Genomic DNA, 16,883 nt, shown 5'->3' with positions numbered 1-16,883 from the left:
TCGCTTGCACTCAGTCGCTTGCAGTAGCGGCAGCTTGAGCAGGACCTTGGTGGTCAAACGAACTGGATCGCCGCATCCGAGGGCAATGCAGGGCGACCGGGGCTACCATCATGCGGCGGGAGGGCAGTCTGGGGTTGATGTGTAGCTTCGGTGGCGCTGGTGCCAGTCAACGCGCGAGATGAATGCGTTATCCCCAATACCACCCACTCCCTCTGTGATCATCTCCGTGGTGGCGAGCTCAGATGAGGGGGCGGTGAAGTGCCTCAAGTGCTTGGGGCATGACCGCTGTCACCTCATTGGGCAGTGGACGGTGGCCGGAAAACTGTTCAGGCTCTGCTTTAATGATTGAAATGGTGTTCGTGTAAAATAGTGTGACTGAAGGGGGAGGGGCGATAGTGTCTTCATTACTCAAGTTTTTCCGAATTTCATTCTTTCTTTTTGTCTACTTCATCTTTTGCATGATCGTGGTGGTCACAGTCCTCCAGGGGTGGCCGGTGGGTGGCCAAATGTTGTTCGCATTCGGTGCTCCTATCATTTTGGTCTGGTGGCAAGAAAAGCGGAGATCGCGGAAAGTCGCTGCAAAAGCGCCAGCCGGGGGAAGTTCCGAAACTCGAACATCGCGACCTGAGTCGGTGCCGCGCCCAAGTGCCTACGACAAGCGTATCGAGCGTGAGCGCGAACGAACTCGCGAAGCCATTGCGTCCAAAGCGCCGGCTGCCGTTCAAGCCTATTCCCCACCAAAGCAGGACTACGGTGAAATCGTTCGGGTTGGAAAGGCTGCGGCGCCGGCACTTGCGGCGGTCGCAGAACGAAACCAGCCCTCACGAGTGGCGTCGAGCGCATCGACCCGATCAACGAAAAGCGGGTGGGTTCCGTCAAGCGAAGCTGCTAGCGTGGCCGGCCGCAACATCGGTGGGATGGTCTATGTCGGCACGCCTCCCTTGTTGAACACCTACGGGTATCGTGACAAATGCCGAGCCCATATCGATCCGTCCCTGTCGGTCGCACGCTCTGGAGCCGACAAAGATGGTGAAGGTATGCCCTACTGGCCGGGGTACTCGGATATCTCACCTCAGTGCCGGGCGACCTACCTTAATTGGTTGGCCAGCGGGCGAAACGATGCCTCATATAACCCCGGGTACATGTTCATGTACTTTTATGGGCTGGAGCGACGCTTCTTCGTCGATCAGTCCAACGAAGATGCCAAGGATATCGTCCAGGAAGTCCGGCGGCTGCAGTCACTTTACCCTGACAACCACTCCGTCAGGCGCTATTTGGGCGAGTTCCTCGACATTGCGATGCTTGCCGAAACCGACCTCGACGCTATCGAGCCGATTTTAGAGAGGGAGGGCTGGGAACTTCCGTTCTCACTCAAATACGCAATCGGAGCTCGGATTGACAAAGGCGAGAACCTGACAGCTGACTGGTTGCTGAGTTGGTTCATCTGCCATCCGGAAACAAACCTGAGAACTCCCGCGACGCGGTGTCGCGACGAGTTCGTTGCTCTTTTCCGTATGCGGTTTGATCGGCGTTTTCCTGATGGGCTCAAAGTTACAAAACCCCGGAAATCACTCACGGCATCCTATCGGGCCGCCTCCAGCGAGTTTCAGGGGGCCGCCAACCCAACCGTCGACGGCAAGCCGGTTCCCGATATTTCCGGCCTGCGCAAACCGGTTGAGATTGCCCAAGAGTTGGCTGACGAGGTGATGACCGACCTCGACAAGCTCAGTCGCTTCCTGGGCCGAAACCCTGATGGTCGCGGAAGCGTGGAAGCGCATGCCTTGCTACCCTCTGAACTGTGGGATGCCTTCCCATCAGAGGAAATGGACCGCTTGAAATCTTGGGCAAGCACTATCGTCGATCGGGGGGGATTGGTGCCGCTTGAGGAGGTGATCGGACGTCTGGAGGGAGAAACGAGCGAGAAGATCGGGAAACGGCAGATGACAGGAGCGGCCGATGCGCTCGCCCGCCTCGGTTTCGGTCTGGCGCCCGACCCTCGGTTTGCGCTCCGGTCGCCCAAGGCGGAGGAGCCTGTTGTCCTGTTCAGCCTGGGCGAACCCATCGAAAGACTGGAGGAAGTTTCCGACAGCTATCGAAGCGCTCTGATTGAATTGGCACTTGGGTCGTTCGTTGCTCATGCGGATGGTCGCATCGCGGATCCTGAACGCAGGGCACTGGAAGATCAGGTTTCTGCCGCGTCCCTCAGCGATCAGGAACGCCGCAGGCTGCGTGCAAACCTTGAATGGTTTCTGGCCGTGCCACCGGACATGACGCTTCTGCGGCGCAAACTGAAGGAGGTGGGCCAAGACAGCCTGGCCGCTATGCGGGCAGCGCTGGTTGGTGCAGCACATGCCGATGGCATTATTCACTCCGACGAAGTTGCAAGCATCGAGAAAATCTACAAGGCTTTGGGTCTAGATCCTGCGCTTGCCTACTCAGACCTGCATGCTGGCGAAGTTGCGGATGGTCCTCGCACTGTTCGTGCCTCGAAACCGGGTCGTCCGGGCGAAGCGATACCCGATCTTGAGAAAGCCAGCGGACCCAAGCTCGACGCTTCGCGGATCGCAGCAATCCGTTCGGACACCGAGCGTGTTTCGTCCGTCCTCGGTCAGATTTTCGATGTCGAAGAGGAAGAAAGCGGTGCCTCCACGCCTGACTACCAAAGCCAGGTGGCAGGGCTTGACCCGAAACACGGCGCACTTGTCCTCGAAGTACTTACCCGGGAGCATTGGTCTGAGACCGAGTTCGAGAAGATCTGCGCCTCGCATGGTTTGATGGTATCCGGGGCTTTGGAAGTCGTGAATGAATGGGCTTTTGAGACCTACGATGAAGCGCTGCTCGACGAGTATGATGGATATGACGTGTCTCCGGAGATTGCGGAGGCGGTAAAAGAAAAGATGAGTGCGGAGGGCAGGGATGTCGAAGTTGAAACCACGTGAACGCGATGCAATCGTACAGGCGCTTCGGGCCGGGGTCGTGCCCAAGCTCGGCCTGCGTCACATCCAGGTCGGCCGCGTCCGCGAGATTGAAGAGCTCGTCAAGGACATGGACCGGATATCCGACGGCGGATCGGCGATCCGGTTCATCATTGGAGAATACGGATCGGGAAAGACGTTCTTCATGAATCTGATCCGTCTTGTCGCGCTTGAAAAGGGTCTGGTGGTGATGTTCGCGGACCTGGCGCCCGACCGGCGCATTCACGCGACCGGCGGTCAAGCTCGAGGCCTCTATGCAGAGATGGCCCGAAACCTGTCGACACGGACAAAGCCAGATGGCGGGGCCTTGGCCAGCGTGGTGGAGCGTTTCGTTAGCCAGGCACACCGCGATGCTGAGGAACGCGATGCGCCCACGGGGTCTGTCATTCGTGAACGCCTTGGTCACTTCGAAGAGCTCACCGGGGGTTTTGAATTCGCAGAGGTGATCCGGCGATATTGGGAAGGCCATGAGACCGGCGACGACGAGTTGAAATCCGCTGCCTTGAGATGGCTGCGTGGTGAATTCGCCACACGCACCGACGCGCGCAAGGCGCTTGGAGTGCGAACGATCATCGACGATACCAGTGTCTATGACCATCTGAAGCTGATGTCGGCATTCGTGTGTGAAGCCGGTTACAAAGGCTTGCTCGTCGGCCTCGACGAGATGGTGAACCTCTACAAGCTGACCTCGTCGCAAGCTCGCAATGCAAACTACGAACAGATCCTCCGGATCCTGAATGATGTACTGCAGGGCAGTGCCGAGAACCTCGGATTTCTCATGGGCGGCACACCGGAATTCCTGATGAACACCCGTCGAGGGCTTTACAGCTACGAGGCCCTCCAGTCGCGTTTGGCCGAGAACACCTTCGCGCGAGACAGATTGGTCGACCTTTCAGGGCCCGTTGTCCGGCTGGCCAGCCTGACCCCCGAAGACCTCTTCGTTCTTTTGGCCAACATTCGGCGGATCATGCAGGACGACGCCGGTGCTTTGCCGGACACCGCGCTCGAGGCCTTCATGGCACATTGTTCGGATCGGATCGGCGAGGCGTATTTCCGGACACCGCGCAATACGGTGACGGCCTTCGTGAACCTGCTTTCCGTGCTCGAGCAAAACCCCGGTGTCGAATGGAGCGATCTGATCGAAAAGATCGAGGTAACCGAAGACCGCGGCGAAGACATGACCGAGGTCGACGAGTCCACTGGTGCCGAAACCGCGGGTGACGATGATCTGATCAGCTTCAAGCTCTGACGCCGATGAGCAGTGCTTTCGACAAGCTGGCGAGGCCTGTGCAGAAATGGATATGCCAGCAAGGATGGCGCGAGCTTCGCGACATCCAGGCGCGATCCATCCGGACGATCTGCGAGACCGATGCCGATTTGATCGTTGCGGCTTCCACGGCGGGCGGAAAGACCGAGGCGGCGTTCCTGCCGTTGATTTCACAGGTGCTTGACGAACCGTTCGGCGGCATCGGCTTCGACCTGCTTTATATCGGTCCGCTGAAAGCCTTGATCACGGACCAGGCCATGCGGCTGGAGGGCATCTGCCAGGAAGCAGAGCTGCCGGTTGTTCCATGGCACGGGGATGTTTCTCAATCGATCAAGACGCGCGCGCTGAAATCTCCAAAAGGGATCCTGCTGATAACTCCAGAGTCCCTTGAGGCACTGTTCATTCGTCGCGGTTTGGAAATTAGCCGCCTGTTTGGGGCCACGCGCGCGGTTGTTATCGATGAGTTGCACACGGTTCTAGATAGCGAACGCGGTGTCCAGCTCCGTTCGTTGCTCACAAGGCTCGAGCTCACGATAAAGCGCCCAATCCGTCGGATAGGTCTGTCTGCTACGCTGGGCGACATGGACCTCGCCAAGGCCTATCTTCGCCCTGACGCTGCAAACGCTGTCCAGCTCATAGAAGCAGATGGCGGCGAGGCTGAATTGAGGCTCCAGCTTCGCGGCTACGTATCAGGCGATGAGGACGAAAACAGCCCATCCGCAACGGATGCCATCGCAGCCCATCTGTTCAAGCACCTTCGAGGCAGCGACAACCTCGTCTTCGCTGGGGCGAGGCAACGAGTCGAGATCTATGCAGATCGGCTGCGGGAACTCTGCGAGAGGGAACATCTGCCGCAGGAATTCTATCCTCACCACGCTAGCCTCTCCCGCGAACACCGAGACTTCGTGGAACGCCGCTTAAAGGACGCCGCAAAGCCGACAACTGCCGTCTGCACGTCGACGCTCGAGCTTGGAATCGACATCGGTGATGTGACCTGCGTGGCCCAAATCGGCGCGCCATTCAGCGTCGCCGCGTTGCGACAACGTCTCGGCCGGTCCGGCCGACGCGAGGGACAGCCAGCCGTCTTGCGGCAGTATGCCGTCGAGACTCAGTTGACGCCAGAAAGCAGCTTCGTTGATCGACTTCGCCTTGGATTGATCCGGTCTATCGCGATGATAGACCTGTTGCTTGAGGGCTGGTGCGAACCGGCAAGACCGCAGGCGCTTCATCTTTCGACGCTCGTCCATCAGATACTGTCGGTCATAGCACAACGCGGCGGTGCTTCTGCCAGTGTGGTCTACAGTATCCTGTGTCGCGAGGGCCCCTTTCGCAAGGTCACAACCGAAGTGTTCGCAGATGTGTTGCGTTCGATCGGTCATACCGAAACCGGTTTGATCGAACAGTCCGGAAGCGGACTGCTACTCTTGGGACCTGCAGGCGAACAGCTGGTCGAACACTACAGCTTCTACGCAGTGTTTCAGACGCCTGAGGAATTCCGCTTGGTAGCAGAAGGGAGGGATCTTGGGACCCTGCCGATCGACAATGTTCTTGCCCCAGGGATGCTTCTGATTTTCTCTGGGCGGCGGTGGGTGGTTCAGGAAATCCATGACCGCGAGAAGGTGATCATGGTCAAGCCCGCGAAAGCGGGCGTGCCTCCCGTCTTTGGCGGTGATCCAGGTGATATTCATGACAAGGTGATTGATCGAATGTTCGCAGTGCTCGAAGGAGGCACCCAACCGGCATACATGGACGCGGCTTCTCTAAAGATGCTGGCCGAAGCGCGTGCACATTATGACCAACTTGGGTTTCGAGCCACGAATATCCAGGCTCTCGGCGAGCGTACATCGATCATCGCAACGCGAGTGGGGACGGTTAAGACGTCAACCCTGGCGCTCGCACTTAGAAGTGAGGGATTTTCAGTAGAGCAGCATGACGGGTTTCTGCTGGTGGAGGTCGGCGATGAAACGCCTGATCTTCGAGCACTCCTGGCCGATATTCGATCCGGCGAACCTGTCGACTTGTTCGCGGGAGCAGGAAACCTGATGCCGGAGAAGTTTCATCCATATCTGTCTAGCGCGCTTCTGGTTCTGGACGCGGAATCCTCAAGGTTGTCGGTGCAGGCGCTTCCGGATGTGGTCGCAGCTATTGTTCGAAAAGGATCCTTAAATTGAACGCTACGTCTGTCCCACAGTTGTTGTCAGCAGAAGCATGGCCGTTGCAGCGTGACGTCTTTGCCGCGAAGTGTAGGAAGCGGACTTTCGCTGTTCAGTCGAGATAGTTATGCAACAGCGCTGGAAACTGACGTGCACGCGGTTTCAGAACCGAGCGCTCTGCAACCCGAAATCGAGCTGCAACCACCTTTTGCACGTTGGAGTGTCTCGTGATATCAAGTGGGTAAATATCGGCCCCAGAAAGTGGCCGAAAATTAAGGCGTATTCCCGACATGCATATTGAGCAGATCAAAATTGAAAATTTCCGGCTTCTGCAAAATTGCTGCCTCGATATGCGGGAAAAGACAACGCTTCTTGTCGGCAAGAATAATACCGGAAAGACATCCTTTGCCGTTTTGCTGGAGAGGTTTCTGGAGCGACCCGACCACTTTTCCTATACGGACTTTCCGATCCCGATAAGGCAGAAAATTCTCAGCATCGACGATGATACGAATGTCCAGGAACTCGCGATCAGGCTGGTGCTGCGCATAGCTTATGACGAAAATGATAACCTGGCGATACTCTCCGAGTTCATGCTGGACCTTGATCCGGCACGGCGACATACCAACATTCTTTTCGAATGCTGCATTGATAAGAAGAAACTACTTACCGTGTTGCCAACCGACTCAAAAGAGCGAAAGAAGTTCATTGAAAACAACCTCAGCGGCAAGTTTCTGGATGTCAGAATTTATGCGTTTGATGATTTCGGGCACGCCGAAGAAGCGCCATACTACCTGACGCACCGCGATCAACTGGAAGAAAAAGAACGATCCGAAGTACGGGCGCTTTTGAATTTTCAGGTCATTCATGCGCGCAGAAATGTTGCGAGTTCCGAAGATTTCGGACGTGGTGCGAAACCCCTGTCCACGATATCTACCAGGTTCTTTCGAAAACGTGACATCGAGGCCGAGAACGATGACGAGACTACCGGGGCAGAGGCTGAAAGTATTGAAAAGCTCAGATCAATGCTTGCCAGCATCGATGATCAGCTCGGAGAGCAGTATGCGCAGGTTTTCGGGGGCTTTCTAAAAAGCTCACGCGACTTTCTGGGGCTGGGCGATTTGAAGGTCGTCTCAAACATCCAATCACAATCGCTGATCGAAACCTCATCGCAAGTCATATACGGAGAAACCGACAACTTTCTTCCTGAGCACCATAGCGGACTCGGATATTTGAACATCCTTTATCTGCTGTTACAGATCGAGTTGTGCCGTGACGACTTTGCCAGACGAAACGCCCCTCTTAACCTCCTGCTTATCGAAGAACCCGAAGCGCACACGCATCCGCAGATGCAGTATGTCTTTGCGGACAAAATCCATGGATTGATCTCGCAAATTCCTAACTTGCAGGCCTTGCTGACAACCCATTCGTCCCACATCGTTTCTAAATCGAACTTTGAGGACATCAGGTATCTTTCACGACCGTCCCTGGCGGAACCTGTTACGATCAAGAATTTCCACACTGATCTGAGCGCCAGGTACGAAGAGCTTGGAGCGGACGGAGCAGCGCTTTTTCAGTTTCTCAAGCAGTACCTTACAATCAACTCTGCTGAGCTGTTCTTTGCAAGTAAAGCGATCTTCATCGAGGGAACCACGGAACGCATCCTGCTTCCTCTATTCATCGAGATGCATGACAAGGAAAACGTCGATGAAACGACGGAGAGCGGGCTGTCTTCGCAGAACATATCCGTTCTTGAAGTCGGCGCTAATGCGCGTGCGTTTGCTCCGTTCCTTGAATTCATTGGCGTTCGCACATTGGTCATCACCGATATCGACACAACCAAATCGATTGTCAGTGAGAAGACGGGAAAGACCAGCTATCCCGCCTGTCCTGTTGCGGAGTCGAGCCACACCTCAAATGAAACCCTGAAGCACTTCCTCTCAGCCCCTGATCCTAAGGAAGAGAAGGACTTCTCGGACTGGCATAAGCGGCTGGTAGATGGAGCTGCCTCTTCGGGCGAAGGGCAGATTGAGCTTGCCTACCAGCTAGCGGAGGACGGTTACCACGCAAGAAGTTTTGAAGACGCTTTCATTTCGATCAACTTGGATAAAGTCAAGGCCCGCAAGGATACGTTGGCTGGTTTGAAAAATAGGGATACGCTGGAGGAATTCAGCGGTAATGACTATTATTCTCTCACAGCTCAGATACTTGGAAAGAAATCCGATTTTGCCGGATCGGTTTTATACTTGGCGCTTGTAGAGGGCGAAAGCTGGCGTGTGCCGAAATATATAATGGATGGTTTGAAATGGATTCACAAAAACTGAATCCGGTAGATCGGATCGCAGAGCTCGTTTCCGGCAGCGAGAACTTCGTTCTTCAAGGCGGGGCCGGAAGTGGAAAGACGGAGAGTCTGAAGAGAGTCGTTCAAAAGGTTCTGAAGGCCAATCCAAGCCTTCGTATTGCGTGCATCACTCATACGAACAAAGCAGCAGACGAAATTGCTGATCGTGTATCCAGCGATATCAAGGTTTCAACAATTCACTCGTTCCTGGGCGAGATTATTTCGCCGTTCAAGAAGAACATCCAGCAGGTTTTTCCGAAGCTCTTCGAATTACCCGAGTTTGTTGCCCTTGGAGATAACCACTATAACGGCGACGAAAAGGTGAGGAAGAAGGAGGAGCACGACCGATTCAAGAAGGCGCACGGCCAGCTCGAAAACCGCCGCAGAACGGTATTCGGTGAAGATACAGCGAAGGTCACCGGAAAGCGGGAATACGACAAGGAACCCGACACATACATTGCGCAGCTAAATGGGTTGATCGGCGAGGTCAACGAGGCAATCCGCGACAAGCTGGCGGCGAGACACCCGAACGAGTTTTTCTACAATGATACTGCCTTTGACAACTTCAACGATCCTTCATTCGGCCATGATGGCTTGATCGCGTTGGCCTGCCACATATTTGAGAGCTTCCCGCTGCTGGGCAGGATCGTATCAGATCGGCACGACTGCATCTTTATCGATGAGTATCAGGACACAAGTGCAGATGTCGTTCGCGTCCTTCTGCGCTGTTTGCCTGAAGACGCGAAGACCATCATAGGCCTGTTCGGCGACTCCGAACAGGCCATCTATTCGGATGGTATAGGAAGCGCTCAGTCACATATCGATGCCAAAGAGCTTATTCTTGTCGAGAAGGAAGATAATTATCGGTGCTCCCCCCAGGTCATTGATTTTAGCAATAAATTTCGGACGGACGGTCTAAAGCAGGATGTAGCACTGAAATCGCTTGATGATGGAGCCCTTGAAACCCTTGAGAGCCGCCAGGGTAGCGTGAAGCTGGTGTACGACTTGGCTCCTGCGGAGATTGATACTGGCGACAAGGCGGAAGACCGGAGGACAAATACCGTCTTGTTCAGAAGTGCACTTGATGCGTTGGTTGACAGGTCCGCCTCTGAGTATCCGGGCTACGTTCAGTTGAAACTGACGAATAAATCTATTGCGAACGATGTCGGATTTGGAAGGCTATATCAGATTTTTGATGATCGATACACCGAACCACGGGATCGCATGCGCAAGATGCTTGACAGGTTACAGTTTGGCGAGCTGATTGACCTGGTTGCTCTATACAGAAGTTTGCCGGGCGACAGGCGCTCATATAACCGCTTGATCGCGAAACTACGGAAGCGCGGATTTTCTATTACGTCAGTGGCGGATAAGGCCAAGCTCGATGAAATGCTTCACTCGTTCGGGTCGAAGGATCGCGCCGCCTATGAGGCCATAGAGTATGCCGCCGAATGTGGCTTGATAAAAGTTTCAGACAGCCACAAGGATTTTATAGATCGGCGCAATGAGCTTTTGGCAAAGCTTGCAGGTGATCCTGTTTTTTCCGAGTTTGAAGAACTACACCGGAACGGCCACCGTACCAAACTCCAAATGTCAAAAGAGGTGGCTGCCACGAGTGCAAAGCATATCAGCGTCGAGATGCTGGAGCAGGAATACGACGAAAGGTTAAATGATCTGAAGCAAAAGGAGTTTCTAGATTCTTTGTTTTCCATCGATCTCCCGCTGAGGGAGATATTGGCGTTCTACGAGTATGAGGACAATGAAAGCGAGTTTTCCACGATGCACAAAACGAAAGGCACAGGCATCGAAAACGTGCTTCTCGTTATCGACGAGTATGGTTGGACGACGGAGTATGATTTCGTGAGCTGCTTTTCAAAGGACGTACCTGTTTCAAAACGGGAAATTTCATCAAGGAAACTTTTTTATGTTGCCTGTTCGCGAGCAAAGAAAAGTCTCGTATGTGTTCGTTTGATGAAAAGTCAGGAAGAGGCTGACCAGATTGCATCCTTCTTTCCTGAAGTTGTTAAACTTTAGTTGTGGGCGAGGACTCGCTAAAGCTTATCGAACACTGAGCCCATCCTGGGCTCGAACAGCCTTTCATAGGTCTTAAGAAGATAGGTATCTGTCATGCCGGCCACGAAATCGCTGATGTACCGGAGGTCGCCACCTGCTGCTTCGAACTTCGCATGCGCATCGCGCGGCAGCAAACGCTCTGGATCTGATTGCATGGCTTCAAAGACCGAGACAACCATGGATTGCCCCTTGAATTCGAGATGTTGCACGCCCGGACTGCGAATAACCACCTGCATTACGAGCTCTTTTAGGGCCTTGAGGAAGCGGGCGTGACCTTCTGGAATCTCGACGCGCCAGCGGAGCAAGCGTTCTTGGAATTCGGGACGTTCGATGAAACGGACGGGTGTAATCAGATGATTGACCCACCGGCTGACCCAGCGCTTGCGCGTATTGCTGTCGCCAAACAGCCCGTCGACCATGGCCTCGTATGGGGCGTTGCTCTCGGTGGGGCCTTTCAGCCGCCGTTCTTCGACAAAGCTCTTGCAGGATTCCTCGGGAACGAGGTCTCGGAACTGGCGCTCTGTGACGAGCCGAAGGGCAATGGCATCCTCCAAATCATGGACCCCATAGGCGATATCGTCCGCGAGATCCATGATGCTGCAATCGAGAGACTTGTGGAGAGTGCGGGCATGCTTGCCTTCGCGCTTTTCGATAGAAGTAAAGGCATCTCGATCAGCATCGCAGAGCGGTTCGAGGATCCAGTCGACGACGTCGGTTTCGCTGTCGAGATATCCCTTCGGCGGGGTCGGGGCTTTCAAGTCGATGGTTCGCAAAACCGAAGGGCCCTCCTGCAACCGGGGGTACAGTTCGGGGTTCCGCAGCCCTGAGAGTGCAACAGGGTATTTCAAGACGCCAAGCATGGAACGGCGTGACAGGTTGGCCCCTGCGGCGGCAGAGAAGTTTTCGAGCCGTGCCAGCAGACGCAGGGTCTGGCCGTTGCCCTCGAACCCTTCCGCATCGCGCATGCAGTAGTTCAGGGCGACTTCACCGCCATGGCCGAAAGGCGGGTGGCCAAGGTCGTGCGAACAGGCGATCGCATGGATTTGGCTGCGATCCGGCAGAGTCGCAGTTGCCGGGTGATCGGCGAAACTGCGCGTAAGCTGGACTGCGAGCCCTCCCGCGATCTGAGCCACTTCCAGGGAATGCGTCAGGCGCGTGCGATAGAAGTCACTGTCGCCGAGATTCAGGATCTGGGTCTTGCCCTGCAATCTTCTGAATGATGCCGAATGGATCACCCGGCCATAGTCGACATCCCCGATGTTCCGGGCGTCTTCCTGCTGCTGGGTCCAGGCCTCTCGGCGAGCATTCCAGGTATTCAAATCAACTCTCCTCGGCGCGATGTCTTAAAGGTCATGAATGACCGGAGGCGTTGCGCAAACGCTCTTTGCGATCTCGACCACGTGGCGGTGGTGGGTCAGGTAGATCGCTTGGCCGCGCGCGCCGATGGCTTCCATGACGCGGCAGGCGGCGCTGGTGCGCGCCTCGTCGAAGGTTTCGAAGATGTCATCGCAAAAGAACGGGAGCCTCGTGCCCTGCGCGACAAGTTGTTCGTGGGCCGCTGCCCGCAGCGCCAAGTATAGCTGGAAGCGCGTGCCCTTCGACATTTCGGCCGCACGCTTGCTGACCCCATTGCCATCGACGGCGAGCAAAATCTCGGACTCCTTGTCGATCTGGGTACTCAGCGTCGGATAGGCGCCCTGCGTGAGACTGGCGAAGCAGCTTTCCGTCGCGGTCAACATGCCGCTGCGATGGCTGTCGCGATAGCGCCGGATGGCGTCGGAGGCGAGGTGATGGCCCAGGGAAAGTTCGAGATGCTCCAAGGCAGCCTCTTCGAGCTGCAGTTCCAGCGTCGCTTTCTGTTCGACCAATTCCGCAATCGTGTCGTCTCCCTTCACCTCGGCAAGGGCATATTCGGCGGCTGTGCGGTTCTGAGTGGCCAGGGTAAGCTCGTCCTCGGCATGGGCAAGAATCGGATCGGTTGCTGTCGAGTTCGCCCTCCAATGCGGCAACCGAGGTCTCTGCAAGCTGGGCGCGGGCTGTCTCGATGTCGGTCGTGCCCAGTTCGGCCAGGACCTGGCGGGTGATTTTCGCCAGCGCGGCGCGGTTGTCGATTGCTTTCTGCGTGCGGATTGCGGCCTCGCGCAGGGCGCCGATATCGCCCGGGGTGGTCGTATCGGGGAAAAGCATGGCGATGGTCGCGACCTCTTGGTCGATGGCGTTTTGCCGATCCTTGTGTTCGACAAGCTCGGCCTCGGCCGTCTCTATCGCGGTGTCGAGTTTTCGGCCCGTCTCAGTGGCCGAGCGCGCTTGTTCCGCCAGGGTTTTGAGGGCGGCGAATGTCTTTGCCGCCGTTGCATGAGGCTCCTGCTCATGGGCGCGTGCCAGGCTGTCGATCTCCTGGGCGAACTGCTTTTGGTCCGCCTGCATGGTTGCGATCCGGCGCCCGGCCGCGGCGCGTGCGTTTTCGTGTTCGCGCAAAGCGCGCAGGGGCTCCAGCGATGCCTCCAGCCGTTCGGGGGGCAATGCCGCTCCGAGGAGGTCGTGGACCAGTGCGCGCCAGGTCTTCTTCGCATCCTCCCTTGCCTTAAACGCTTTTGCGTAACGCTCTTCGCGCCGGGCAAGATCCCGTCGCGCCTGTCGCAGGGTTGTCTCGGCCGTTGCATGGGCATCGGTTTCTTTGCGGTCGTCCTCGGCCTGACGCCGGGCCGCCGCCAGGGCGCCGGTCAGGTCTGCCGGGGGAAAGGGCAGGGTCCGGGTCAGCTCGGCCAGTAGGGCGTCGGCGCGTTGGAGGGTGGATTGATTGGCCTCTTCCGTGTCGCGCAGGGCCTGGACATCTTCGCTGGCCGCGTCGTGACTTAGGCTCCAGTCCAACCATTCGGCGGGTGTGATGCTGTCTGGAAGGCCGACCTGAGCTGCCGCTGCGCTGACAGCGGCCTCGATAGTGCTGCGGTCTTCGCGAAGGGTTTGCAGCCGTTTGTCGGCCTGAGCCGCACGGGTGCGCGCCTGGGCTTCGGCCTGGCCGATTTCGCGGAGCTGTGCCAGTTCGCGCGACTGCGCCAATCGCGCTTGGGCAGCGATATCATGCGCTTGCATCGCCTCGTGGAAAACGGCGGCGGTCTGTCTGTCCAAGGCGGCAAGATGCTCTGCCCAGCGTGCATCGCGCCGCGCGCGCAGATCCTCGGCATCGGCATCGGAGATGAGCTTTGCGTCCCGGGCCAGCGATTTGGCCTGAGCGCCGCGGGCCTCCGCGTCCTCCAGATGCTCGTCGCGCTTTGCCGTTGTCGTGCGCAGGTCGTGAAGCAAGTCCTGATGGCGCTCGGCCCAGTTGGTTGCCTGGTGACGGGAGGTCGAGCAGGCGGGCAGGTGATCGAAAGTGACGCCTGCGAATGAGAGCGCAGCGAGGGATCGCCGCGCCTTGATCTTCATATCCGCGATCGCCTGCTGCGCTGCGGCATAGGCAGGGGCGAGGGTCTCGGCATCGAAGCGCAGCAGAATATCTGCGACCCGTGGGCGTTCCTCATCCTGGGGCGCGACATCCTGCATGGCTGCGGTCGCGGCGATCACCCGCTCTTTCAATTCGGCGGTTTCGCGCGCCTCGATCTTTTCTTGGGAAATCGCCTCGCGCAGCGTTTCCCTGGCGCTCTCCAGAGACGCAATATCGGCGCCCGACAGGACCAGCCCTTGCAGATCGACCTCCGGCGAGGTGAGCCCAAGATCCCATGCGGCCTGCTGCATCGATGTTTGCGCGTCCCGCCGTTCCTGCTCGCGCCTATCGAGGTCGAGCTGTGCGGTGCGATCCCGTGCGGCGAGGTCCTCCAGCGCCACCAGCGCGGTCGATAGCTCAAGACGTTTCGGATCCAAGGCGAGGGCGTCGCGATCTGCCCGGAGGCGCGCGATCTGCTCGGTCAGGCCTGCGATATTCTGTGTGGCCAGTCCGCGATCGCTGTGCAGATCGATCAGCCGCTCCGGCTCGAAATCAAGGTGATCGGGATAGGTCGCGAAAGGGGCAATCGCCTGTTCCAGTTCCTGTATCTCGCCCATCAGGGGCAGGGCACGCCTCTGCGCCTCCATCCGCGCCTTCGTCAGATTCAGCACATCCCGCGTCTTGCGCGCCTCGCGCTCGGCCTCTTGTGCCTTGCCCAAGCCTTTCTTGAGGGCCTTCCAGGCGCTGGCGGTCACGTCGCGGTCCTTGATTTCCTTTTCCACATCGGCCAAGGCGCGTTTCAACTCGGCCATGCGGGTGGTGCGTCCGCGTTTCTTCCAGAGCGCGTCGGCCCGCTCGCGGACGTGATCCAGAACGGTGCTCAGGTCGGCCACGCCCGCTGCAGCGGAAAAGAGCAGGCGCCCGATATCTCCTTCGGCATTTGCGATCTCTTCGCCGCCGCGTTCGATCGTCTCGTCGTCAAGGCAGAGCAGGCGGCGGTAATCCTCTTCGGACAATCCCGCGAGATGGGCGGAGAGGGCAGCCTCGGGCAGCGCGGTGCCGGTCGCGTCGACCAGCGATCCGCTGCGCGTCGGCAGCCGCGTGAAATCACGCAAGACACCGTCGATATCCAGCCTGGCCGAGACTTGCAGGTTATTGCGCGGATGCTTGAGCGCATAGCCCTCGCGCAGCGGGAAGCCGTAGAATAGCCGTAGGACGGCTTCCATCGTGGTGGTCTTGCCGGCTTCGTTCGGGCCATAGATGATGTGGAAATCATGGCCATCGGAGGCCGAGCCAAAGTCGAAGTGCCGGTCGGTGAAATGGCCGAAACGATCAAGGGAGAGGCGCTGGAGCCGCATCAGTGTCCGGCCCCCTTCATCTGGGCCAGGAGGAGGTCGGCGCCGGCCTTGGTCAATTTATCCACCATCGCATCGCGCACGGCCTCATCCGGCAGCAAACGGTCGCGCAGGGCTACGGGCAGTTCCTGCAGGACGGTCTCGACCTCGTCGCGGGCGAGGGCGGCAAAGCCGGGCTCGCCGCGGATCGTTGCCATGATCGTCGCCAGTTCGTCGGCGGCGCCGCTTGCGCCTTCGGTTGCGTCCAGCGGCGGCAGGTCGAACAGGAGTTTGTCGATCCAGAGATCCCCGGTGGCCTGAGCAAGCTCGTTCACCTGTTCGATCCAGACATCGCGATCCCGTAGGATTTGCCAGTGGCGCTTTGGCGTTCCGGTCAAGATCAGTCGGATCACGCCGATCGGCGCCGCGATCTGGTTGCGCAGCGCATTCAGGTGGGACTTCAGCAGCGCGCGCAGGGCCTCGTCGCTCTCGGTTTCTGTCACATCCAGTTCGCTTTGGGCGAATTCCACGACGGAACTGGGCACTTCGCTAATGTCGATCCGGCCCTGATCGATGGTCAGCAGCGTTGCGGATTTTGGGCCGGACTCGCCTATATCGCGCCCCTGCGGGGTGCCGGGCATGACAATCCAGGGTGCGGCCGAATGGACCTGCCGTTTGTGGATATGGCCGAGCGCCCAATAATCGAACCCCATGCCGGCCAGATCGGCGAGGCTGCAGGGGGCATAGATATCATGGCCCACCGCACCGCCCAGCGAGCTGTGCAGCATGGCGATATTCACCGCGCCCGGAACCGGCGGTTTGAACCGCGGCAGAAGGCTGTCGGGCGCGTGACGGTCCGCGAAGCTGACACCGTGGATCACGATGTCGTCTGTCAGCGGCTCCATGCCGCCGCGTGCATCGAAAGCGTGAACGTGGGCAGGCAGATCGAGCGTTCCGGTGATCGGGTTCTCGGCATCATGATTGCCCTTGATGTAGAAAACTCTGATCCCCGCATCGCCAAGGCGGTCGAGCTCGGCCATCAGGAAGGCGCCCGTTCTTGCGCTGCGCTCTTTGCCATCGAACAGATCGCCGGAAATCAGGACTGCAGTGAGCTACCCCCCGAAATTCGGACACTGACATAAGCTACGATTTGCAGTCTGCTGATCTTCGACGAGAAGGAGATCAGAGATGTCGAAACGCAAGCAGCACGCGCCTGAGTTCAAGGCGAAGGTCGCGCTGGAAGCCCTGAAGGGTGAAGAGACGGCGGCCGAGCTGGCGAGCCGGTTCGGGGTGCATCCAACGATGATCCATCAATGGAA

At 57.6% G+C, this 16,883-nt stretch carries 9 protein-coding genes; 6 read left to right on the top strand and 3 right to left on the bottom strand.

Annotated elements, in window-relative coordinates:
• The first annotated feature begins 395 nt into the window (after positions 1-395).
• From LC062_RS15035 to LC062_RS15015, 5 genes are all read left to right on the top strand, one after another.
• Positions 396-2,939: a TerB N-terminal domain-containing protein gene (locus LC062_RS15035; protein ID WP_224911858.1), complete on the top strand. Its 2,544-nt coding sequence runs from the start codon at positions 396-398 to the stop codon at positions 2,937-2,939.
• On the top strand, positions 2,917-4,224 hold the full coding sequence (locus tag LC062_RS15030) for an ATP-binding protein (RefSeq protein ID WP_224911857.1): 1,308 nt from the start codon (positions 2,917-2,919) through the stop codon (positions 4,222-4,224). The genes LC062_RS15035 and LC062_RS15030 overlap by 23 nt, the downstream gene beginning before the upstream one ends.
• 5 nt (positions 4,225-4,229) lie before the next feature.
• Positions 4,230-6,413, top strand: a complete 2,184-nt coding sequence (locus LC062_RS15025; RefSeq protein ID WP_224911856.1) for a DEAD/DEAH box helicase — start codon at positions 4,230-4,232, stop codon at positions 6,411-6,413.
• A gap of 272 nt (positions 6,414-6,685) precedes the next feature.
• Positions 6,686-8,716 (top strand): ATP-dependent nuclease, encoded by a 2,031-nt coding sequence (locus LC062_RS15020; protein WP_224911855.1) that lies wholly within the window; start codon positions 6,686-6,688, stop codon positions 8,714-8,716.
• Positions 8,698-10,767, top strand: coding sequence for a UvrD-helicase domain-containing protein (locus LC062_RS15015; protein WP_224911854.1), 2,070 nt, complete (start codon positions 8,698-8,700; stop codon positions 10,765-10,767). The genes LC062_RS15020 and LC062_RS15015 overlap by 19 nt, the downstream gene beginning before the upstream one ends.
• Before the next feature lie 17 nt (positions 10,768-10,784).
• On the opposite strand, the gene LC062_RS15010 is transcribed toward LC062_RS15015, so the two are convergent.
• The 3 genes from LC062_RS15010 to LC062_RS15000 form a co-directional block, all read right to left on the bottom strand.
• The gene (locus tag LC062_RS15010) at positions 10,785-12,125 is read right to left on the bottom strand and encodes an anti-phage deoxyguanosine triphosphatase (protein ID WP_224911853.1); all 1,341 of its coding nucleotides are present in this window, start codon (positions 12,123-12,125) and stop codon (positions 10,785-10,787) included.
• A 184-nt stretch (positions 12,126-12,309) separates the two neighbouring features.
• Positions 12,310-15,588 carry an ATP-binding protein gene (locus LC062_RS15005; protein WP_224911852.1) on the bottom strand — a complete coding sequence of 1,093 codons (3,279 nt, stop codon included), beginning with the start codon at positions 15,586-15,588 and terminating at the stop codon, positions 12,310-12,312.
• On the bottom strand, positions 15,588-16,661 hold the full coding sequence (locus LC062_RS15000; RefSeq protein ID WP_224911983.1) for a metallophosphoesterase family protein: 1,074 nt from the start codon (positions 16,659-16,661) through the stop codon (positions 15,588-15,590). Before LC062_RS15000 ends, LC062_RS15005 begins: the two co-directional genes overlap by 1 nt.
• Before the next feature lie 91 nt (positions 16,662-16,752).
• Here LC062_RS15000 and LC062_RS14995 point away from each other — a divergent pair.
• Positions 16,753-16,883: transposase (locus LC062_RS14995; protein WP_224911982.1), on the top strand; the 131-nt coding region annotated here is incomplete at its 3' end.

Source organism: Stappia indica (assembly GCF_020177335.1).
Classification (GTDB): domain Bacteria; phylum Pseudomonadota; class Alphaproteobacteria; order Rhizobiales; family Stappiaceae; genus Stappia; species Stappia indica_B.
The sequence above is the reverse complement of the archived record's forward strand: the minus strand, read 5'-3'. Positions and strand labels throughout refer to the sequence as shown.

Bases quoted from the DNA above. Each gene is read 5' to 3' on its own strand.
- LC062_RS15005 (WP_224911852.1), bottom strand. From the start codon at position 15,588: ATGCGGCTCCAGCGCCTCTCCCTTGATCGTTTCGGCCATTTCACCGAC.
- LC062_RS15015 (WP_224911854.1), top strand. From the start codon at position 8,698: ATGGATTCACAAAAACTGAATCCGGTAGATCGGATCGCAGAGCTCGTT.
- LC062_RS15030 (WP_224911857.1), top strand. From the start codon at position 2,917: ATGTCGAAGTTGAAACCACGTGAACGCGATGCAATCGTACAGGCGCTT.
- LC062_RS15025 (WP_224911856.1), top strand. From the start codon at position 4,230: ATGAGCAGTGCTTTCGACAAGCTGGCGAGGCCTGTGCAGAAATGGATA.
- LC062_RS15020 (WP_224911855.1), top strand. From the start codon at position 6,686: ATGCATATTGAGCAGATCAAAATTGAAAATTTCCGGCTTCTGCAAAAT.